We start from the raw sequence: 18,328 nt of genomic DNA, 5'->3' as shown, positions 1-18,328 counted from the left end.
CTTCCGTTGGTCATAGCAATCATCAGGAGGCGTTACATCTCTAGGCGTCGCAAACATTCACTCCTTGCTTCCCGGCGGATACCACTTTTCGAAGTCGCGCGAGGGCGCATGGCCAGCGAACGGAAACTCTGTCAGCACCCAGCAACGGGCGTAGCGCATATCGAGTTCGGCATAGGCTTCCACCCGCAGCTTGATGAAGCCGCGTTCGCGCAGGATGCCGAGCATCTTTCCGGCCGTGTCCTTATTGACGTGCACCCGCTCCGCCGCCCGCCGGACGCTAAGGAATAGCTCGCCGTTGTTCTGGCCGTCATAGAGGTCGTACAGCTCTGTCAGAATGGCTCGCGCCGCCGGTACCAGGGAGCGGTAGGCAGGCGAGTGCAAAGTGCTGCGATAGAGGCGGACGTGGCGGGGCGGCCCCTTGGACCGCCCCTGCGCATCGACGCCTCGGCCCTTACGCCGCTGCGCCATGCTCACCATCCTTCCGTGCGCCGGGCCGGATCCTGCAGGGCGTGCGCAGCACGTAGCGGGCATGCGTTCCGGCATAGGTGCCGCCGTGGGGCTCGGTGATGGTCTCCACGTCCAGCCCGGCGCCTCGCAGCTTCCAGACGTAGTGCGACCAGCGCGGCGCTGGACGCTCTAGCGGCGTCACGCCGTTCTCACCCGCGCGGATAAGGTGCTGTAGTGCCCATGCATCCCGCCCGGTGAAGAGCAGCACGCCGCGCTCGGTGTCGACCGCGATGCTGTAGCGAATGCCGTGTTCCTGGCTGTTGCCGCTCATGCATCACCTCCTTCGCCGCAGGAGCCGAAGGCGAGTTCGGCGACGACGGCGGCGCCCTCTTCGCTGAGGGCGAAGCGCCGGCGGACAAGCCGCACCTGATGGGAGAAAGGCGTAGGGAGATCAATCTCGCGCTGGCGTGCGCGAGGCAGGTTCTGTATGGTCATGATGGTAATGCCTTTCGGCGGCTGTGGGCTTAGCTCATGGCCGCCCTTCTTATGCCGCGCGTTCTGAAGTAGACTGACGAAGACCGGCTTCGATGAAAGCGTCTAAGTCTCGTTGTCGGTAGCGGATCGCGCGGGTGCCTAGAACGGTATGCTTTGGTCCCCAGCCTTCGCAGCGGGCGCGATTTAAGGTGCTTACGCCAAGGTTCAGGTAGTTTGCTGCCTGCTTTGTGTTGAACAGGCCGCTCTGAGATCCATCCTCGGTTTGATGAAGGTCTGACAAATGCCTACTCCTCTTAGTACCTACCGGTCATGCCCGGATGCCTATGGGTACTTCGGAAAGAGCGGCGTATTAAGGGAGCGGGAACAGACGATGTTTGCCCTAGGGCAACTGAATTCTGCGCGTCCTGCCCTACTCTTCTTCCTCACAGGGTCTCGGCATAAAGAAATAGTACCGACCCTCTGATCCCTCGCGTTCTCTGCCTCTTTGGATGAGTGCGTAGTCTTTTCTAACCGTCTCCGTACTGGCGCCTGTGATGTCGGCGACGATGCTGTACGCGTGCTCCCATGATCTACCGAGGTTTTCAGTTGAGGTCAGGCCGAGGTAACGGGCCGCTTCTTGCCTGCTCATTTTGTAGACGAACTGCTTTCCCGCTCCACCCTTGCCCTGAGCGACTCTGCAAGCGGTGAGAAGACGCCAGTGGTTCCATTGCTTAGAGGCTAGAGCATCGGATCGCTGTCGCCGAGAAAGTAGTCTCGAAAATTCTTCCCCTACGCTGACATCTTCTAAATCCCAAAAGAGGTAGACCAGTGCGTCCGTAAGCCATGTAGGGAATGGAACGCTGGCAGCCCTGAAGAAGTGGACGGCAGAAACAATTGAAAGCCTGTCACCCTCTTCAACACCTATGCGTAGATCCTCTGACATCGCATCGAAGGTTTCTTCGGGGAGATTTTCACCACCCGTGCGGCGGTCAATGAACTTCTGCAGAGAGCTCTCGCCTTCAAAAATCCTGTCCGACATATTTCTACGCACCTCACAGACCGCTTCAACTGTACGATTTACGGTCACGTTCCTTACCTAGATGCGGCTTCGTGGATCCACGACTCAAGCTGCATGGCAGTTGCATCTAACCTTGCCTCCATGAGCCCATTGATCCGTGTCCCGACAGCAGCCGTAGCGGCTTTCAACGGGTCGCTGGCGAGGTGAGCATAGCGCGCCGTCGTCTGCGCCTGTGTGTGTCCGAGTAGTGCGCCGATCATCGGGAGGCTCATCCCGCCCGCGACGGCGATACTGGCGAAGCTGTGACGCAGGTCATGGGGGCGGACATCGTCCAGCCGCGCGGCCTCGCTGATCCGCTTCCACGGATCCTTGTAGTTCACGAGCGAGGCGCCGGGCTTGCCTCCGCAGATGACGAACGGATTGCCCTCCTCGCGCGGGAGAGCCGCCAGCACCTCCAGCGCAGGCGGCGAGAGGTGGATTGTCTTCCGGCCGGTCTTGCTGTCGGGAAGCCGCAGCTCGCCCGCCTGCAGGTCCACCCACTCCCATCGCGCCGTGCGAATCTCGCTGCAGCGCGCTGCGGTGAAGGTGAGCAGCCGGAAAAGCGCCACGGCATAAGGCGTCTCGCTCCCCTGCTCTTCCGCCTGCCGCAGCGCTGCGCCGAGCCGCACGAACTCCTCAGCCGACAGATAGCGCTCGCGCTTCACCTCCTTGAACTTCTTGATGTGCCGCGTCGGGTTCGTGCCGTCCGGCACCTCGCCCCATGCCTGCGCCATCGTGAAGATGTGGGAGAGCAGTGCGAGTACGCGGTTCGCGGCCACGGGACGGTCCGCGAGGCTGCTGTGCAGCTTCGCCACGTCCTGCCGGGTAATCTGGTCCAGTGCGCGGGCGCCGAAGGCGGGTAGCAGATGGTTGCGCAGGTTCGCGCGGTCATCCCGCACCGAACTCGCCTTCTTGTGACGCTCGGCATGCTCAGCGAGGTAGCGTTCTGCGAAGGCCGCGAACGTCGCTCGGTCCCGCGCTGCAAGCTTCTCGGTCGCAGGATCCTTACCCTGTGCTACCAGCGCCAGAAGCGCCTGCGCCTCCTTCCGTGCCGTGTCCGGCGTCCAAGGGCTGCCATGCTTGCCGATGGTGAGCCAGCGCTGCCGCCCGCCCGCGCGGAACTTGAGCACGTAGGATGCCGTACCGCCCTTGGTGCGCTGGACGCCGAACCCCTTCAGCTCGCCATCCCACCGCCGCTCGCCCGCAGGCAGAGCATCCACCGCTCGCTTTGTAATTCGACCCGCCATCGCCCCTCGCACCGGCAGCTCGGCCAAGCCGCCCTCTCTGCCGTGCTACCACCGTGCTACCATGCTACCAGAAACGCAAGGCAACGGGTGATATCGACTGATGACGCTACAGCCCGGATTACCTAGCCTCTGAGGGGATGTGACAAGGGGCGGATAGTCGGACCCAGAGATTTGTAATCAGTAGGTCGTTCGTTCGAGTCGGACTGGGGGCACCATGTCCGCGGCCGTCCCGGCGCACCCTCCCCTGTCCTCGGCCATGAGCAGCCTCCCGCCTGTGCGGCGCCGGCAAGGACGCCGCCCACCGTTCAGAAGACGCCCAGAGCGAGGCCCGCGCCCATCGCTTCGCCCAGCTTGCGGCAGCGCGAAAGATCGTCTGGCGCGATCGTCTTCTCGGCCAGGATCTGTTCGGCCGACTGGGCGTGCGTGCAGACGATCAGGGGATCCTGCACCGCCTTCAGCCGCCAGCCGGTCGCGATCCTGGCCGTCTGGCGGGCCGCGTTCTCGCCGTCGGATCCGGCGCAGACCATCTGGGCATAGGGCCGCCCCTCGATCCGTCCGAGGACAGGATAGTAGCTGCGGTCGTAGAAGTCCTTCATCACCCCCGCGATGGCGGCGAGGTTCTCCGGCGCCGCGAAGATGTAGCCGTCCGCGGCGAGAAGATCCTCCGGCCCCGCCTCTTCCGCCCGCTTGAGGACGGTCTCCGCCTCCTCCCGCGCGCCTTCTGCAGCGGCGTCCGCCATCTGCCCGGTGCCGCCGGTCTTGGAATGGTAGACGATCAGGAGCTGCGCCATCAGCCCGGCCGCGCGACGCCCGCCCGGTCGAGATGCGGGCCGAGCCGCCCCGTCAGGGCGAGAAAGAACATCCGGAAATCGGCGCGCAGCGACCAGAGCGGATAGGTGAAGGTCGCGGGCCTATTGTGCTCGACGAAGGCGTGGCTGATCCAGGCGAAGCCGTATCCGGCCACGGGAACGAGCAGCAGCAGCCAGAGGTTCAGCGTCAGCAGGGCCCAGATGGCGAAGGCGAGCACCAACGCCGTGCCGAGATAGTGGAGGGCCCGCGTCCGCGGCCGCGCATGTTCGCGCAGGTAGAAGGGAAAGAACTCGGCAAAGCTGCGACAGCTGCGCTCCGTGCTCATCGCGTTCTCCTTCCTTGCAGGACGATGGGGAGGCTGCCCCGAAGAGGCCGGCAAGACAAGCTTCACCTCTTCGAGGCCGCATTCGCAGCCGTGCAGAGGCCGCTGCGCCGCAGGAGCACGCGCAGGCTCGCCCGCGTGCCGTCCGAGGCCGCGATCAGCGCCCTGACATCGTCGCGAAGGCGGGGGTCGCGCATCGCCATCAGCGTCGCGAGGACGAGGGAATCATCCCCGACCTCCTCTGCCGCCTCCCAGATCGCGCTCAGCCACTCGCTGTCCGTCATGCCGTCGCTCCTCATCGCCCGGTGAGGAACATATTGTGAACGCCCCCTAATGCAATCCGAGGTAGCATGCGATTCTCACCTCGCGTATAGGTCGCCCGATGAGAGGCGAGCGGTGACGAGACCAGAGGACAAGCCACAGCGAAGCGCCGCCACCGGACCGCAGACGCTGGACCTTCTGGCCGGACGGGCCGTGCGGCGGATGCGTGAGCGCGCCGGCCTGTCCCGTGCCGCGCTCGGCCGGGCCTGCGGCGTCTCGGGCGCGCAGGTCGAGAAATACGAGCTCGGCACCAACCGGATGTCGCTGTCGCGCTTCCAGGCGATCGCGCAGGCGCTCGGCACCGACCCCGTCAGCCTGATGGCGACCCTGGCGCCTCCGCCCGCAGCGCCCTCGCCCGCGCCCGCGCCCGCGGACCGGCGCCGCAAGGCGGCGGAGCTGGCGCAGCTCGCCATGAGGATGGACGAGGAAACGCTCGACCATGTGCTGGCCCTGGGCCACAGGCTCGCCAGCTGATCCATGCCCCGTGCTGGCTTCCGCGCATTCCTTTGCGTAAGCGGCACAGCAGAAAAGGGAGGTCGTTCATGCCGGGACTGTGGTTCGCCGATTTCGAAGTGGGGCGGGTGTTCGAGCATGAGTGGACGCGCACCGTCACCGAATACGACAACATGCAGTTCTCGCTGATGACGATGAACCCGCAGCCTCTGCACATCGACCATCACGCCGCAGCCCGGACCGAATTCGGACGTCCGCTGGTCAACAGCCTCTTCACCCTCGGCCTTCTGGTCGGAATGACGGTCAACGACACGACGCTCAACACGACCGTGGCCAATCTGGGCATGGAGAAGGTCCGCTTCCCCGCGCCGGTCTTCCATGGCGATACGCTGCGCGCGCGCACCACCGTGCAGGCCGTGCGCGCGTCCAAGTCCCGCCCCGGCCAGGGCATCGTGACTTTCCTGCACGAGATGCTGAACCAGGACGGCACTGTCGTCGCCTCCTGCGAGCGGGCCGCGCTGATGAAGGCGGGACCGGAGGCGGGCTGACACCTGCTCTTGCGGATGGCCGCCGCCGCCGCGACCTGTGAAGTCATTCTTGTGGAGGATTGCCCATGCGCGCCATGCTGATCGCCCTGTCTCTCGCCGCCGGCCTCACAGCCTGCGCCGACAGCGAGCCCGAGGGTCCCGAAGGACCGCCGATCATTTCGGAGAACGCTGTCTATTCCGCCGATCCGCAGCCCTATGACCCCGCGCTCGATGCGCAGGCCGCGATTGACCGCGCCTTCGCGCAGGCGCGCGGCGAGAACAAGCGCGTGCTGATCAAGATGGGCGGCAATTGGTGCCCGGACTGCCGGATCCTCGCCGGGATGATGGAAATCCCGGAGATCGCGGATCTGATCGCGGAGAACTATGCTGTCGTGAAGGTGGATGTCGGCCGCTACGACAGGAACATGGACGTGCCGCAGCGCTTCGGGATGGAAGAGCTCGAGGGCGTGCCGACGCTCCTGATCGTGACGCCCGAAGGCAGGGTCCTCAACGCGGCCGAACCGTCGATCTTCCGCAATGCGCGCGAGCGGGATCCCCAGGACTTCGCCAACTACCTCTACCGCTATGCGGAGATGCCGGCGAGCTGACGCGGGTCAGGCCGCGGGCACGGCGTCTCCGCCCTCGCGCCGGGACACTCTTGGCGGAAGATCGGCCGCCGCCGCCTCGCTGCCGAAACGCCAGCGGCGGATGAAGTCTTCCACCATGTCTTCGGCTGCGCGGGGTCCCTTCGCCCGCACCTGTCCGGGCACGGCGGCGTCGGGCAGGCTGTCCATCAGGAGGCGTCCCGGCACCGGCACGGCCTTTCCGCAGGCGACCACCTCGGAGCGGCCGAGCGTGGCGGCGGCCGACAGGAAGGCGTTCGCCGCCTCGGGCAGCGCCGCTGTCACGCGGGTACGATCCGCCTCCCCCGACATGCGGTGAACGAAGACGGTCGGCGCCTCGCGCAGGAGGCGGCCGCTGACTTCGCTGGCCCGGTCGGATGTGAAGCCGAGGCCGATGCCCGAGCGCGCGCCGCGCGCGACCAGCTTTTCGAGGGCGGCGGAAGACAGGGCGGTGACGCCGGTGGGCGTGTCGGCCGGCGCGAAACGGTCGGCCTCCTCGAGAAGGAGCAGAACCGAGACCGCGCCGCGCGTTCCCTCGGCAAGCGCCGTGCCGATCCGCGCGATGACGGCGGTGAACAGGCCTTCGAGGCCGAGCGGCAGCTTGCCGAGCTGGAGGACCGAGAGGAGCGGGCCGGGCCGGCGGAGGCTGAACACGTCGTGCACGAATTCGCCGAGCGTGTCCTGGCCGGGCTGGCCGCCGAAGATGACGCGCAGGCGTCCATCCGCCGTCGCGCTGCGAAGACGGGTGCGCAGCCTTTCATAGACGACCGCTCCGCGCAAAGCGTCCTGCTGCGCCGTCTTGTCGAGCCAGGACAGGAGATCGCCGATCCGGTAAGGCAGCGGACCGTCGACGGGCGAGCCGTCCAGCGCGGCCGGATCGGCCCGTTGCAGCGTCCGACGCCGCGCATAGGGGACGCCCTCGTCGAGGAGCGAGCGCTCCTCGGGCAGGAGCGGCCCGCCGCTGAGCGACAGGACCCAGGCGAGCTCGTCCGACGTCAGCAGCCAATGCGGCAGGAAGCCGGCGCCGGGGCGGATGATCCTCGCCGCGCGCCCGAAGCTGCGGCCATATTCGTCGTGGATGTCGAGGAGCACCGGATGGACGGGCTCGCGCGCCCGCAGGAGCGCGCGGACCAGGACGGCCATCGAGCAGCTCTTGCCGAAATCCGCGGAGCCGAGGAGAGCGAAGCCGCCCGTCAGCGCGGCAGGCGCGACCGTGGCCTCGTAGGGCGTGCCGGCCACGGTGCCAATCCGCATTCCGCCATTGGCCTCCGGCCCGTAGAGGGCGCGGATATCGGCTTCCCCCGCGAGGCATGCGGGGTCGCCGAGCGCCGGCGGGCGCGGCAGGCCGTGCCGCACGGCGCCGTCTTCCGACAGCGCGCCGTAGAGCTCGACCTCGGCGATCCACAACTCGTCGGTCTCTCCCTGGGCAGCGGGCGCCGGCACGCTCATCGAGCTGACGGCGCCGACGCAGAGCGAGCTGTTGCGCCCGACGATCAGGAGGTCGCCGGTGTGCAGGATCTCGGCCGCCCCGCCCTGCCTTTCGATCATGACGAGGACGACCGCGCCGGTATTGGCGATGACCCGCCCCACGCGCCGGCGGCCGCGGCCCGGCTCCTGGCTTTCGCTGGTCAGGGTGAGGATCTCTTCGCTCATCATGACGCCACCGCCAGGGCTTCATCTTCCACGGCCAGGGGAAGCGCGAAGCGGATCAGGTGGCCGGGCGCCTGGCGGGGCTTCACGTTGAACCGGCCGCCATTGAGCTCGACGAAGCTCTTGGCGATCGGCAGGCCGAGGGCCTGGCTGCCGAAGCCCCTGTCGAGCCCCTCATGGACCTGCTCGAAGACCCGCATGGCGTCGGCAAGCTCGTCCGCCGTCCGTCCGGGGCCGTCATCCTCTATCGCCAGATAGATCCAGCCCTTGGAGCGGCCGGCGAGGCCGGGGCGGACGGTCACGTCGATATGCATGCCGGGCCGGTGCTTGGCGGCGATGAACAGGACGAGGTGGCGCAGAGCCGTCATGATCTTGTCGGGATCGGCATGCACGGGCGGCAGGGAGTCTGGCATGTCGGTCCGCAGCACGATCTCGCGCGAAGCCAGCTCCTCCGCGAGGTCTTCGGCCAGATGCTCGATGATCTCGGGCAGCGGGAAGCTCCTCTTGCGCAGCTTGGTGCCGCCGCTTTCGGCATCGGCCACTTCGAGGATGGTGTCGATATGGGAGAGAAGGAGGTCGGCCGATTCCAGGATATAATCGAGATATTCGGTGCGCTGTTCCGGGCCGAAGCCATAGGTGTCGGCTTCCTTCAGCAGGCCCGCGAACCCGGTGATCGCGTTGAGCGGCGTGCGCAGCTCGTGGTTCATGCTGGCGAGGAAGGTTCCGCGCGCGCGGTAGGCGAGCTCGGCCTCCACCCGCGCGGCGCGCAGGGCGATCGTGCTCTGCTGGCGCCGTATCGCGTCGCCGTAGCGGGCGGTGTAGGCGGCAAGAAGGCTGCCCGCGCGCATCCCCCTTTCCTGCCTGACCGCCATACCCGTTCCCTTAACCAGCCGGGTTAAGGCTACGGCCAACTTCCTTAAGCCGCCGTTAAGTCCCGATGCGGAACGTACCGGAACGGGTCAGGTGGAGACTTTCTCGAGGGCGGCGCGCTTCTTCTCCTGGATCGCCTCGACATCCGAGGAGGTGTCGGGCGCCTGTTCCCTGCGCTCGCCGACCGCCTTGGGCGGCAGATAGGCCAGGACGCGGTCCCCTGCCATCAGTTCGATCCGTTCCTCGGCGGACTGGAAGAGGAGCTGGTCCTTGCGCACGACGAGGACGATGAGCGCCTCGGCCGGCAGCCCCTCGCGATAGCGCTCCGGCGGGTACTCCTCGGACAGGCGGGTGAACTGGAACTCCCAGCCCTCCCAGTGCTTCTGCAGCAGCGAATCGAGGCTCACCTTTTCGGACAGGAAGGTCCTGCCCTGAAGGCTGTAGGACACCGATTTGCGCGAATCATCCGTGCCGCGGGCCGAAAGCTGATAGGTCGTCGCGCGGTCCATTTCCGGCGCGAGATCGGTGCAGACCAGCGCGTTGTGCGCCTCGTTGCCGCCGACGGCGAGGAGATAGCCGAAGCGCACGAATTCGATGTGGTGCTCCGTCACCTCGGACAGGATCTCGCCGTAGAAGGTCTCTATGCCCGCCTGCCGCGCGGGGCGAAGCGCCCGGAAGCTCGTATCCGCGATCAGCACCGGCACCTTCAGGTCGTGGATCTTCTCGGCGAGCTTGATCGACCAGGGGCTCGACCCGACGATCAGGACGCCCGGCGGATGGGTCGAGGCGAGGCCGAGCCATTTGGCCAGCGGCGCGATGGTGAAGCCGTGCAGGAGGACGGTGGCGAAGACCATGGCGAAGGCCAGCGGCACCAGCATCTGCGCGTCTTCATAGCCGCGATCCGCCATCGAGGCGGCGAAGAGGCCGGAGATCGCGACGGCGACGATGCCGCGGGGCGCGATCCATCCCACGAGAGCCCGCTCCTGCCAGCGCAGATCGGTTCCCATGGTCGACAGGAAGACGGTCAGGGGCCGCACCACGAACAGCATGGCGGCCACGAATAGCGCCGCCCGCCAGTCGAGCATGGTCAGCGTCTCCGGCGTCAGATTGGCCGTCAGCAGGACGAAGACTCCCGAGACGAACAGGACCGCGATGTTTTCCTTGAAGTGGCGCAGCTGGTTGATCGACGGCATCTTGGCGTTCGCCATGGTGACGCCCATCGCCGTGACGGCGATCAGCCCCGCTTCTTCCTGCAGGAGGTTGGCGAGTTCGAAGCAGAGCAGGACCGACGAGAGCAGCACTGGCGGCTTGAGATATTCGGGAACCAGGCCCTTCCGGAAGCTGGCGGCGAGGCCGTAGCCCACGCCGACGCCCCATGCGAGGCTGATGAGGGAGCCCAGAAGGAGGCTCGCGGCGATCTGCCAGGATTCGATCTCGTGGCCGGCGGCACCGCTATGGGTCGTGAAGAAGAACTCATAGGCGACCACGGCGGCGAGCGCGCCGATCGGGTCGTTGATGATCCCTTCCCATTTGAGCAGCGCGGCGGGCCGCGAGGACAGCTTCGCCTGGCGCAGGAGGGGAATGATGACGGTCGGTCCCGTCACCACCATGATGCCGCCGAACAGGATCGCCGTGCCCCAGCTCAGCCCCGCAACGTAATGCGCCGCGAGCGCGCCCAGCGCCCAGGCGATGGGAACGCCGGGCAGGACGAGGCGCCTCACGCCCTTCCCCAGCCCCCTCAGCTCGTCGAAGCGCAGCTGGAGCCCGCCCTCGAACAGGATGACCGCGACGGCCACCGCGATGATCGGCTGGTAGAAGTCGCCGAAGGTCTCTTCGGGCCGCATGATGCCGAAGATCGGTCCGAGGAGGAGCCCGGCGATCGACATCAGGACGATGGCCGGCAGGTTGAAGCGCCAGCCGAGCCACTGGGCCCCGATGCCGAGAACGCCGATCAGGACGACGGCGAGAACGAGATGGTCTTGCATGCCGGCGATCCTCGGGCGGCTATCCGCGTCAGCCGAAGCTAGCGCAGGCGGACACGGTGTCCATCGGTCCGGCCGCAGCCATATCTATTTGTTCTTGAAGCTTGGCTGCCGTTTTTCGACGAAGGCGTCCATACCTTCCTTCTGATCCTCGGTCGCGAAGACGCCGTGGAAGACGCGGCGCTCGAAGAGAAGACCCTCGCGCAGCGTGGTCTCATAGGCGCGGTCGACGCATTCCTTGGCCATCATCGTGATCGGCCGCGAGAAGGACGCGATCTTGTTCGCGGTCTTCAGCGCCTCGTCCATCAGGTCGGCTGCGGGCACCACGCGGGAGACGAGCCCTGCCCGCTCGGCCTCCTCGGCGCCCATCATCCGTCCGGTCAGGCACATCTCCATCGCCTTGGACTTGCCGATCGCGCGCGTGAGGCGCTGGGTGCCCCCGGCGCCGGGAATGGCGCCGATCGTGATCTCGGGCTGGCCGAACTTCGCCGTGTCCGCGGCGATGATGATGTCGCACATCATGGCCAGTTCGCAGCCGCCGCCGAGCGCATAGCCGGCCACGGCGGCGATCACGGGCTTGCGGCACTTGGCAGCCTGCTCCCAGTTCGCGGTGATGAAGTCCTCGGTATAGGCCTCCATCGCGGTCTTGTTCTGCATCTCCTTGATGTCCGCGCCCGCGGCGAAGGCCTTTTCCGAGCCGGTCACGATCATCACCGAAACACTCGGATCGGCGTCCGCCTTGATCAGGGCGTCGGACAGCTCGTCCATCAGCTGGGTGTTGAGCGCGTTGAGCGCCTCGGGCCGGGACAGCGTCACGATGCGGACCTTGTCCTCGGTCCTGGTTTCGATCGTGGAGTAAGCCATTGCTCGCCTCTTCGGTTCGGGAAAGCGGCCTTACGCTTGTGCGGTGCCGCATCGCAAGGCGGCCGCGCGTTCAGAAAGCGGTGACCCCTTTACCCTAAGGCAGCCGCCGGAAACCAGTACAGGCAGGCAGAACAAGTGCGCCCTCCCCACCCCCGGGGACGGAAAAGGCACCCCCTCTTTCGGAGACCACCATGAGCGGCATCACCGTCTTCCCCGTTCCACAGCACCGCGTGCGGCCCGAGGGGGGAGAGTTCTGCGGATCATTGCCGCCCGAGCGCAGCGCCCTGGCGCTCCAGGTGAGCAATGTCGCCAGCTGGGAGTGGGACATCGCGACCGGCAAGGTGCAGAGCAATGCCGCCTGGTACGCGCTGTTCGGCCTGCCGCCCGGAGATTACACGGCCGACGATTTCTTCTGCCGGGTCTACCACGAGGACGTCGCCCGCCTTCAGCGAGAGCACGAGGCCTGCTTGGAGCAGGATGTCGATTACGCCACCGAGTTCCGCATCGTCCTGCCCGACGGCGCCCTGCGCTGGGTCGGCGGGCGCGGCCGCGTCATCGAGCGGGACGCGGGAGGAACCCCGATCCGCATGCTCGGCGTCAACTGGGACGCGACCGAGCACAGAAGCCAGAAGGATCGCCTCGCCGCCCTGGCCGCCGAAATGGATCAGCGGGTCACGAACGGGTACGAGCTGATGGCGACGCTGATCCGGCTCGGCAGCCACAGCGCGCTCGACAAGGACGGGCTGGCGGCGATGCTGGCCGAGCAGGTGGAGGTCATGAGGGCCGTCCACGCCCTGACCGCCGAGGCCGCCGAGCAGCAGCCGGAACTGCATGCGCCGGACATCGCGGTCGCCGATGTCGTCCTGCGGGTCGTCGAGACCTGCGCGCAGCATGGCGGCGATGCGCCCGACGCGCTGCATCTCGACCTCGGCGCCGTCCACATGCTGCCAGCGGGACAGGCCTCAGCGCTCGCCACCTTGCTCTGCGAGCTCCTCATCACCGCGCGGCGGCGCCCCGCGGCGGACCGGGGCGGAATCGTCCTGACCCTCGACAAGGACCAGGAGGGGCGGACCCGGCTCCTCTGGAAAGAGCGTCTCGGCGCTCCTGCCGAAGCGAGCCCCGCCACCGCCGGATCGCCGTTCCGCGACGTGCTGCTGCAACATTGCGTCGCGCTTCTGGGCGGAAGCTGGCGTAGCGAGCAGACGCAGGAAGGGCCGCGGGTCGAGCTTCTCTTTCCCGGCTGAAGCGGCCTGCGCCGGCGCCACCATCAGGGGTGACGCCGCCCCGCGCTTGGTCTAGAGGGGCGCGACTTGTTTCCCTAGCGCTGTCCGAGGTTCCATGTTCGCTGCTCTCGCCGTGATCGGTCTGCTCATTCTGGGTCTGGCTGTGCTGGGCATCCTTCCGCCGAGCGTCGTGGTGATCGGCCTCTTCGTTCTGGCCTTCGTCACGCTGAACACGCTCGAGAAAGGGCGCCCGGACTGATCCCCGCGGCCATGCCTTCCAGCCAGGCCCGCCGCGAGGCCCGCCAGTGCTGATCCACCTTCTCCTGATCGTCGTCGGCCTCGCCGCGCTGCTCTGCGCCGGCGAGCTGCTCGTGCGCGGCGCGGTCGCGCTCGCCAAGCTGCTGAACATCCCGTCCCTTCTCGTCGGCCTGACCGTGGTCGCCTTCGGCACCTCGGCGCCGGAGTTGTTCGTGACGGTCCAGGCCGTGCTGTCCGGCGACAACGGCATCGCCATGGGCAATATCGTCGGCTCGAACATCGCCAATATCCTTCTGGTGCTCGGCGTGCCGGCCATCGTCTCGGCGATCTCGCTGGCGACGCCGAAGCTCGGCCGGCACGCGGTCGTCATGCTGCTGGCGACGGGTGTCTTCTGCGGCTTCGTCTATCTCGGCGGCGCGATCGACCTACGCGCGGGGCTGGTCATGCTCGCGCTGATCGCCGCCTATGTCGTCGCGATCGGCATCGCGGCGGCGCGGTCGAACGGCGACACAGAACTGATGGCGGAGGTCGAGGAATATGGGGAGACGGCGAGTTCCAAGTGGAAGACGCCGCTCTATCTCGTCGCCGGCCTGATCGGCCTGCCGCTCGGGGCCGACCTGCTGGTCGACAATGGCGCGGCCGTCGCCACCGATCTCGGAGTGCGCGAGGAGGTCATCGGCCTCACCATCGTCGCCTTCGGCACCTCGCTGCCCGAGCTGGCGACGGTCTTCGCGGCGGCGCTCAAGCGGGAGGCCGACGTGGCGGTGGGCAATATCCTCGGCTCGAACGTCTTCAACCTGCTCTTCGTGGGCGGCGTGGCGGGGCTCGTCGGCACCTCCACCTTCTCGCACACGGCGCTGCTCTACGACCTGCCGGTGATGATCGTCACGGCGATCGTGCTGGCGGCGCTGGTCTTTGCCGGGGGGCGGATCGGCCGCATCCTGGGCATCGCCTTCACTGCGGCCTATGTCGCCTATATCGTCTTTCTCGGCACGGGAGGCGCGGCATGAGGCGCGGCGTTCTGGTCACCGGCGGCGCGAAGCGGCTCGGCGCCCTCTTCTGCCGCACGCTGGCCGAGGCGGGCTGGGCGGTCGCGGTGCATTACAACCGCTCGCGCGGGGAAGCCGAAGCGCTGGCCGGAGAGATCGGCGGGATCGCGGTCGGCGGGGACCTGTCGGACCTCGGCCTTCCGCCGCGCCTGATCCGCGATGCCGGCGAAGCGCTCGGCGTCCCCCTCACCGGCCTCGTCAATTCCGCGTCGATCTTCGAACACGACACGGCGGCGGATACGGGGCCCGAGAGCCTGCAACGGCATTTCGCGGTCAACACCGCCGCGCCGGTTCTTCTTGCGCAGGCTTTCGCCAAGGACGCGCCGGAGGGCGATGCCGCGATCGTCAACGTGCTGGACCAGAAGCTCTGGAATCCCAATCCCGACCATTTCGCCTATACGCTGAGCAAATCGGCCCTGCGCGAGGCGACGACGCTGATGGCGCAGGCCTTCGCGCCGAAAGTGCGCGTCATCGGCGTGGCGCCGGGCTATTGCCTGCCGAGCCCGGGGCAGAGCGAAGAGAGCTTCGAGGCGCAGGCGGACCGCCACAATGCGCTGAAGCGGCGTCTCGACCCGGTCCATGTCGCGCAGGCCGTCCGCTTCGCGCTCGAAAATCCCGCCATCACCGGCACGACCCTCCTCGCCGACAATGGCGAGCACCTGGTGCCGACCGAGCGCGACGTCGCGTTCAAGGGCTAGGACGATGCATCTGCCCGCGCTCGACGAAGGCTATTACGCCGTCTTCCTGGAGGATCTGCGCCGCAAGGTCCGCCTGGGCGTCCTCGACCACGAGACGAAGCCCCAGCTCGTCAGCTTCCATATCGGCATGGTGCTGCGCCGCGTCGGTGCGGGCGACGGCATTGAGGATGTCTGCGACTACAACCACCTGCGCGATACGGTGCTGGACCTGACCGAGGAGCGCCATTTCGGCCTGCAGGAAACGCTCTGCGAGGCGATCATCGCCCGGCTGATGGCCCGCGAGGACGTGCACGGCGTGGTGGTCGAGACGCGCAAGCTGTCCGTCTACGAGGATGCCCGCGGGGTGGGCTGCCGGATGAGCCGGATAGACGCGGCCGCCCTCGCCCGCTAATCGCCCCCTCCCATGTACGAGCAGTCCTACAGCTTCGGCTTCGAAGCCGCCCATGAACTCGGCGCGAATGTCGCGCCGGGGCACGATTATTCGCATATCCACGGCCACAGCTTCCGCGCCACCGCCGTGCTGCGCGCGGAGACGCTGGGCGAGCAGGGCTGGGTGACCGACTTCGCCGAGGTCCGCGCAGCGTGCGAGGCCGTGCGCGAGCGGCTCGACCATCGTTTCCTGAACAAGATCGAGGGGCTGGAGCGGCCGACCCTCGAAGTGCTGGCGGCCTGGGTCTTCGACCACCTCAAGGCGCGTCTTCCGGCCCTCGCCGAGGTGGAGGTCGCGCGGCCCACCCTGCACGAGGCGGTGCGCTACCGCCCCTGAGCGCGCCGGCCGCGCTCCGCCTTCAGCCGAAGACGGCGCAGCATTGCCGCGCGCCGACGACCGGCTCGCCGTCGCGGGCCCAGACCATGTGCGCCTGGCCGCCATAGCCGTTCACCGCCGCCTCGCCGGAGGTCCCGCAGAGATACCAGCCGCCCTGCGAATCGGCCTCTTCGGTCAGGAAGTCCGCCTGCCAGGTGATCGAAGCGGCCGGAGCGGGCGCATCGAGCATCGACAGGAAGGCGGGCGGAAGAACGTCGGCGAGCGCCAGGAGCGGTCCCTGCCCGCGCCGCGCGCCCTCGTCCCTATGCCGGACCCAGGCGAGGAAGCGGGCCTCGTCGCTGCCGGAGAAAAGATCCGCCCCCGCGACGAACCGGACGTCATAATGCTGCATGAAGGCCGGTCCGCTGACACCGCTCATGTCCCGGGGCGGAAGCTCTTCGGGCTCCGGGACCTCCGGCATGGGAACATCGTCGTAGTCGATGCTGCTGTCGCGCGCCGCGCCGAAGCCGAACAGGCAACGCGTCGCGAGCCCCGCCTCTCCGGAGGCGTCAGCGGCGACGAAGGTCATCGACTTGCCCGCGCGCAGCACCTGCGTGCGCACGCTGAGATCGCCCACCGCCGGGCCGAGAAAGGCGATCTGCGCGGTTCTGAGCGGCGGCAGCTCGCCCTGCTGCAGCCTCACGGCTTCGAGGCCGAGCGCTGCGGAAAGGCCGCCATAGGCGGTGCGGCCCTGCCGCCAGTCATCGGGCACGGAGGCGGCGACGGCGCCGTCGCGCTCGGTCATCGCCGCGAGAAGATCGGAATAGGATGTCGTCATGGGGGCGCCATAGCGCGCTGCGGACCTTGCAGCCTAGCCGGACATGCATGCTTGAGCGGCGCGCCGCGGCTGCCTAGCTTCGCGTCATGCAAAGAGGATTTGCCATGCCCCGCCTTCTTCTCCTGACATCCGCCCTCGCATTGCTGACGGCCTGCGGCGATGCAGAGCCCACTTCCGAAGTCGTGGTTCAGGAGGAGCCGGCCGAGGACGTCGCCGTCGCCGATCCCGAAGTGCCCGACCTGCCGCCCATCGACGAGGACTTCCTGGAGCAGGGAATCGCCACTCTCGCCTCGGACGCGTTCGAGGGCCGGGCCCCTGCCAGCGAAGGCGGCGTGATGACGCGCGAATATCTGATCCAGCAGATGGAGGAGATCGGCCTGCAGCCGGTCGACGGGTCCTACGAGCAGCCCGTTCCGCTGGTCGAGCAGACGGTCGATCCTGCGCAGTCGCGCCTGTCCGTCACCCTCCCCGATGGCGAGGAACGGGTGCTCGGCTATGGGGACGAGGCGGTCTACTGGTCCAAGCAGGTCCGCGACGAGATCGCCTTCGACGATTCGGAGATGGTCTTCGTCGGTTACGGCATCGTCGCGCCCGAATATGGCTGGAACGACTACGAAGGCGCGGACGTCGAAGGCAAGACGGTCGTCATGCTGATCAACGATCCGGGCTTCACCCTGCAGGGCGAGGAGTTCGGCGGCCGGTCCATGACCTATTACGGCCGCTGGACCTACAAGTTCGAGGAAGCCGCCCGCCAGGGCGCCGCCGCCGTTCTGGTGGTCCACCAGACCGAACCGGCCGCCTATCCCTGGAGCGTGGTCGAAGGATCGTGGACCGGCCCGCAGCTCGACCTCGTCCGGCCCGACGAAGGCGCCTCGCGCGCCATGCTCGAGGCGTGGATCCAAGAAGAGGTGGCCGAAGAGCTCTTCTCCGCCGCCGGCCTCGACTTCGCCGAGCTTCAGCAAGCCGCGCTCAGCGCGGATTTCGAAGCGGTGGACATGGGCGAGCTGACGGCCTCCGCGACCATAAGCAATACCAGCTCGCGATCGAACTCGGCCAATGTCGTCGGCGTCCTGCCGGGCGATGAGCGGCCGGATGAATATGTCCTCTACATGGCCCATTGGGACCATCTCGGCATGGCCGAGGGCGAAGGCGACGTGATCTCGAACGGCGCGGTCGACAATGCGACAGGCACCGCCGGCATCCTCGCCATCGCCAAGAGCATGGCCGAGGCCGAGGAGCAGCCCGACCGCTCGGTCATGTTCCTCGCCGTGACGGCGGAGGAATCGGGCCTTCTGGGATCTGCCTATTATGCCGAGGACCCGCTCGTGCCGCTGGCCCGGACGGTGGGCGGCATCAATATCGACGCGCTCGCCCCGACCCCGCCTTCGCGCGACCTCCTCGTGATCGGATACGGCGCCTCGGAGATGGAAGACATCCTGCGCGAGGTCGCCGAGGGCGAGGACAAGGTCCTGAGCCCCGATGCGAGCCCGGAGAAAGGCTATTTCTACCGCTCCGACCACATCAGCCTCGCCAAGAAGGGCGTGCCGATGCTCTATGTCGACAAGGGCATCGACCTTCTCGAAGGCGGCGAGGAAGCCGGCCGGGCCGCCGAGGACGACTATACCGCGACCCGCTACCACACGCCCGCCGACGAATACGATCCGGAGACCTGGCGCCTGGACGGGATCGTCGACACCCTCACGGTGTTGCGAGATACGGGCGCCGCTTTGGCCTATACGGACCGGATGCCCAATTGGTACGAAGGAAACGAGTTCCGGGCCATCAGGGACGAGCAGCTGCGGCAGTCCGGCGACTGACCGCGGCGAGGTCTTTGCAGGCGGCTGCGGAACAGCGCAATTTCATGGGGACC

General features: G+C 67.3%; 23 protein-coding genes. 10 read left to right on the top strand and 13 right to left on the bottom strand.

The window, feature by feature from the left end; all coding sequences use genetic code 11:
• Window positions 1–57: 57 nt before the first annotated feature.
• The 8 genes from IE88_RS17370 to IE88_RS0109875 form a co-directional block, all read right to left on the bottom strand.
• Window positions 58–468 carry a helix-turn-helix domain-containing protein gene (locus tag IE88_RS17370; RefSeq protein WP_051881866.1) on the bottom strand — a complete coding sequence of 137 codons (411 nt, stop codon included), beginning with the start codon at window positions 466–468 and terminating at the stop codon, window positions 58–60.
• Window positions 452–778, bottom strand: coding sequence for a winged helix domain-containing protein (locus IE88_RS0109900; protein ID WP_202900480.1), 327 nt, complete (start codon window positions 776–778; stop codon window positions 452–454). Before IE88_RS0109900 ends, IE88_RS17370 begins: the two co-directional genes overlap by 17 nt.
• A 213-nt stretch (window positions 779–991) precedes the next feature.
• Entirely contained in the window at window positions 992–1,222 is a 231-nt protein-coding gene (locus tag IE88_RS18950) for a helix-turn-helix transcriptional regulator (protein WP_202900479.1), read from the bottom strand.
• A gap of 129 nt (window positions 1,223–1,351) precedes the next feature.
• Window positions 1,352–1,960, bottom strand: coding sequence for a hypothetical protein (locus IE88_RS18155; RefSeq protein WP_156032547.1), 609 nt, complete (start codon window positions 1,958–1,960; stop codon window positions 1,352–1,354).
• A gap of 53 nt (window positions 1,961–2,013) precedes the next feature.
• Window positions 2,014–3,252 carry a tyrosine-type recombinase/integrase gene (locus IE88_RS0109890; protein ID WP_081871586.1) on the bottom strand — a complete coding sequence of 413 codons (1,239 nt, stop codon included), beginning with the start codon at window positions 3,250–3,252 and terminating at the stop codon, window positions 2,014–2,016.
• A gap of 278 nt (window positions 3,253–3,530) precedes the next feature.
• Window positions 3,531–4,016, bottom strand: a complete 486-nt coding sequence (locus tag IE88_RS0109885; protein ID WP_031553820.1) for a flavodoxin family protein — start codon at window positions 4,014–4,016, stop codon at window positions 3,531–3,533.
• Complete coding sequence (locus tag IE88_RS0109880) at window positions 4,016–4,360, bottom strand: Mpo1-like protein (RefSeq protein WP_031553817.1); 345 nt, start codon at window positions 4,358–4,360, stop codon at window positions 4,016–4,018. The genes IE88_RS0109885 and IE88_RS0109880 overlap by 1 nt, the downstream gene beginning before the upstream one ends.
• Window positions 4,361–4,422: 62 nt before the next feature.
• Entirely contained in the window at window positions 4,423–4,641 is a 219-nt protein-coding gene (locus IE88_RS0109875; protein ID WP_031553813.1) for a hypothetical protein, read from the bottom strand.
• 112 nt (window positions 4,642–4,753) lie between these two features.
• On the opposite strand from IE88_RS0109875, the gene IE88_RS17365 reads away from it, so the two are divergent.
• The 3 genes from IE88_RS17365 (at window position 4,754) to IE88_RS16580 (ending at window position 6,266) form a co-directional block, all read left to right on the top strand.
• Window positions 4,754–5,152, top strand: a complete 399-nt coding sequence (locus tag IE88_RS17365) for a helix-turn-helix domain-containing protein (RefSeq protein WP_162178331.1) — start codon at window positions 4,754–4,756, stop codon at window positions 5,150–5,152.
• A 68-nt stretch (window positions 5,153–5,220) separates the two neighbouring features.
• Window positions 5,221–5,679 (top strand): MaoC family dehydratase, encoded by a 459-nt coding sequence (locus IE88_RS0109865; protein WP_031553808.1) that lies wholly within the window; start codon window positions 5,221–5,223, stop codon window positions 5,677–5,679.
• A gap of 65 nt (window positions 5,680–5,744) precedes the next feature.
• Window positions 5,745–6,266: a thioredoxin family protein gene (locus tag IE88_RS16580; protein WP_051881860.1), complete on the top strand. Its 522-nt coding sequence runs from the start codon at window positions 5,745–5,747 to the stop codon at window positions 6,264–6,266.
• Window positions 6,267–6,272: 6 nt separating this feature from the next.
• Here IE88_RS16580 and IE88_RS0109855 read toward each other — a convergent pair whose 3' ends face one another.
• The 4 genes from IE88_RS0109855 to IE88_RS0109840 form a co-directional block, all read right to left on the bottom strand.
• Window positions 6,273–7,937, bottom strand: coding sequence for an ATP-binding protein (locus IE88_RS0109855; protein WP_031553801.1), 1,665 nt, complete (start codon window positions 7,935–7,937; stop codon window positions 6,273–6,275).
• Window positions 7,934–8,779 carry a sensor histidine kinase gene (locus IE88_RS0109850; protein WP_031553799.1) on the bottom strand — a complete coding sequence of 282 codons (846 nt, stop codon included), beginning with the start codon at window positions 8,777–8,779 and terminating at the stop codon, window positions 7,934–7,936. The genes IE88_RS0109855 and IE88_RS0109850 overlap by 4 nt, the downstream gene beginning before the upstream one ends.
• 111 nt (window positions 8,780–8,890) lie before the next feature.
• Entirely contained in the window at window positions 8,891–10,786 is a 1,896-nt protein-coding gene (locus IE88_RS0109845) for a cation:proton antiporter (protein ID WP_031553797.1), read from the bottom strand.
• An 84-nt stretch (window positions 10,787–10,870) separates the two neighbouring features.
• A complete protein-coding gene (locus IE88_RS0109840; protein ID WP_031553794.1) occupies window positions 10,871–11,647 on the bottom strand; it encodes an enoyl-CoA hydratase in 777 nt (258 codons plus the stop codon).
• A 191-nt stretch (window positions 11,648–11,838) separates the two neighbouring features.
• Here IE88_RS0109840 and IE88_RS0109835 point away from each other — a divergent pair, with 191 nt between their 5' ends.
• The 6 genes from IE88_RS0109835 (at window position 11,839) to IE88_RS0109810 (ending at window position 15,641) form a co-directional block, all read left to right on the top strand.
• Complete coding sequence (locus tag IE88_RS0109835; RefSeq protein ID WP_031553782.1) at window positions 11,839–12,891, top strand: PAS domain-containing protein; 1,053 nt, start codon at window positions 11,839–11,841, stop codon at window positions 12,889–12,891.
• A 94-nt stretch (window positions 12,892–12,985) separates the two neighbouring features.
• Window positions 12,986–13,129 carry a hypothetical protein gene (locus IE88_RS18150; RefSeq protein ID WP_156032545.1) on the top strand — a complete coding sequence of 48 codons (144 nt, stop codon included), beginning with the start codon at window positions 12,986–12,988 and terminating at the stop codon, window positions 13,127–13,129.
• A gap of 46 nt (window positions 13,130–13,175) precedes the next feature.
• On the top strand, window positions 13,176–14,138 hold the full coding sequence (locus IE88_RS0109825; protein ID WP_051881858.1) for a calcium/sodium antiporter: 963 nt from the start codon (window positions 13,176–13,178) through the stop codon (window positions 14,136–14,138).
• The gene (locus tag IE88_RS0109820; protein ID WP_031553777.1) at window positions 14,135–14,875 is read left to right on the top strand and encodes an SDR family oxidoreductase; all 741 of its coding nucleotides are present in this window, start codon (window positions 14,135–14,137) and stop codon (window positions 14,873–14,875) included. Before IE88_RS0109825 ends, IE88_RS0109820 begins: the two co-directional genes overlap by 4 nt.
• A 4-nt stretch (window positions 14,876–14,879) precedes the next feature.
• Window positions 14,880–15,266, top strand: a complete 387-nt coding sequence (locus tag IE88_RS0109815) for a dihydroneopterin aldolase (protein ID WP_051881856.1) — start codon at window positions 14,880–14,882, stop codon at window positions 15,264–15,266.
• Window positions 15,267–15,278: 12 nt separating this feature from the next.
• On the top strand, window positions 15,279–15,641 hold the full coding sequence (locus IE88_RS0109810) for a 6-pyruvoyl trahydropterin synthase family protein (protein WP_051881854.1): 363 nt from the start codon (window positions 15,279–15,281) through the stop codon (window positions 15,639–15,641).
• A gap of 22 nt (window positions 15,642–15,663) precedes the next feature.
• Here IE88_RS0109810 and IE88_RS0109805 read toward each other — a convergent pair whose 3' ends face one another.
• Window positions 15,664–16,458: a thioesterase family protein gene (locus IE88_RS0109805; RefSeq protein WP_031553769.1), complete on the bottom strand. Its 795-nt coding sequence runs from the start codon at window positions 16,456–16,458 to the stop codon at window positions 15,664–15,666.
• A gap of 104 nt (window positions 16,459–16,562) precedes the next feature.
• Here IE88_RS0109805 and IE88_RS0109800 point away from each other — a divergent pair, with 104 nt between their 5' ends.
• Complete coding sequence (locus tag IE88_RS0109800; RefSeq protein WP_031553767.1) at window positions 16,563–18,275, top strand: M28 family metallopeptidase; 1,713 nt, start codon at window positions 16,563–16,565, stop codon at window positions 18,273–18,275.
• The last annotated feature ends 53 nt before the right edge of the window (window positions 18,276–18,328 follow it).

The sequence above is a fragment of the Parvularcula oceani genome, assembly GCF_000733125.1.
In the GTDB taxonomy this organism is placed as follows: domain Bacteria; phylum Pseudomonadota; class Alphaproteobacteria; order Caulobacterales; family Parvularculaceae; genus Parvularcula; species Parvularcula oceani.
This window is presented reverse-complemented; position numbering and strand designations above follow the sequence as displayed.

Coding starts and splice junctions, on each gene's coding strand:
- IE88_RS0109865 (WP_031553808.1), top strand. CDS start 5,221: ATGCCGGGACTGTGGTTCGCCGATTTCGAAGTGGGGCGGGTGTTCGAG.
- IE88_RS0109810 (WP_051881854.1), top strand. CDS start 15,279: ATGTACGAGCAGTCCTACAGCTTCGGCTTCGAAGCCGCCCATGAACTC.
- IE88_RS18155 (WP_156032547.1), bottom strand. CDS start 1,960: ATGTCGGACAGGATTTTTGAAGGCGAGAGCTCTCTGCAGAAGTTCATT.
- IE88_RS17370 (WP_051881866.1), bottom strand. CDS start 468: ATGGCGCAGCGGCGTAAGGGCCGAGGCGTCGATGCGCAGGGGCGGTCC.
- IE88_RS0109835 (WP_031553782.1), top strand. CDS start 11,839: ATGAGCGGCATCACCGTCTTCCCCGTTCCACAGCACCGCGTGCGGCCC.
- IE88_RS16580 (WP_051881860.1), top strand. CDS start 5,745: ATGCGCGCCATGCTGATCGCCCTGTCTCTCGCCGCCGGCCTCACAGCC.
- IE88_RS0109880 (WP_031553817.1), bottom strand. CDS start 4,360: ATGAGCACGGAGCGCAGCTGTCGCAGCTTTGCCGAGTTCTTTCCCTTC.
- IE88_RS0109855 (WP_031553801.1), bottom strand. CDS start 7,937: ATGATGAGCGAAGAGATCCTCACCCTGACCAGCGAAAGCCAGGAGCCG.
- IE88_RS0109800 (WP_031553767.1), top strand. CDS start 16,563: ATGCCCCGCCTTCTTCTCCTGACATCCGCCCTCGCATTGCTGACGGCC.
- IE88_RS0109845 (WP_031553797.1), bottom strand. CDS start 10,786: ATGCAAGACCATCTCGTTCTCGCCGTCGTCCTGATCGGCGTTCTCGGC.
- IE88_RS0109900 (WP_202900480.1), bottom strand. CDS start 778: ATGAGCGGCAACAGCCAGGAACACGGCATTCGCTACAGCATCGCGGTC.
- IE88_RS0109815 (WP_051881856.1), top strand. CDS start 14,880: ATGCATCTGCCCGCGCTCGACGAAGGCTATTACGCCGTCTTCCTGGAG.
- IE88_RS0109885 (WP_031553820.1), bottom strand. CDS start 4,016: ATGGCGCAGCTCCTGATCGTCTACCATTCCAAGACCGGCGGCACCGGG.
- IE88_RS0109850 (WP_031553799.1), bottom strand. CDS start 8,779: ATGCGCGCGGGCAGCCTTCTTGCCGCCTACACCGCCCGCTACGGCGAC.
- IE88_RS18150 (WP_156032545.1), top strand. CDS start 12,986: ATGTTCGCTGCTCTCGCCGTGATCGGTCTGCTCATTCTGGGTCTGGCT.
- IE88_RS0109820 (WP_031553777.1), top strand. CDS start 14,135: ATGAGGCGCGGCGTTCTGGTCACCGGCGGCGCGAAGCGGCTCGGCGCC.
- IE88_RS0109805 (WP_031553769.1), bottom strand. CDS start 16,458: ATGACGACATCCTATTCCGATCTTCTCGCGGCGATGACCGAGCGCGAC.
- IE88_RS0109840 (WP_031553794.1), bottom strand. CDS start 11,647: ATGGCTTACTCCACGATCGAAACCAGGACCGAGGACAAGGTCCGCATC.
- IE88_RS0109875 (WP_031553813.1), bottom strand. CDS start 4,641: ATGACGGACAGCGAGTGGCTGAGCGCGATCTGGGAGGCGGCAGAGGAG.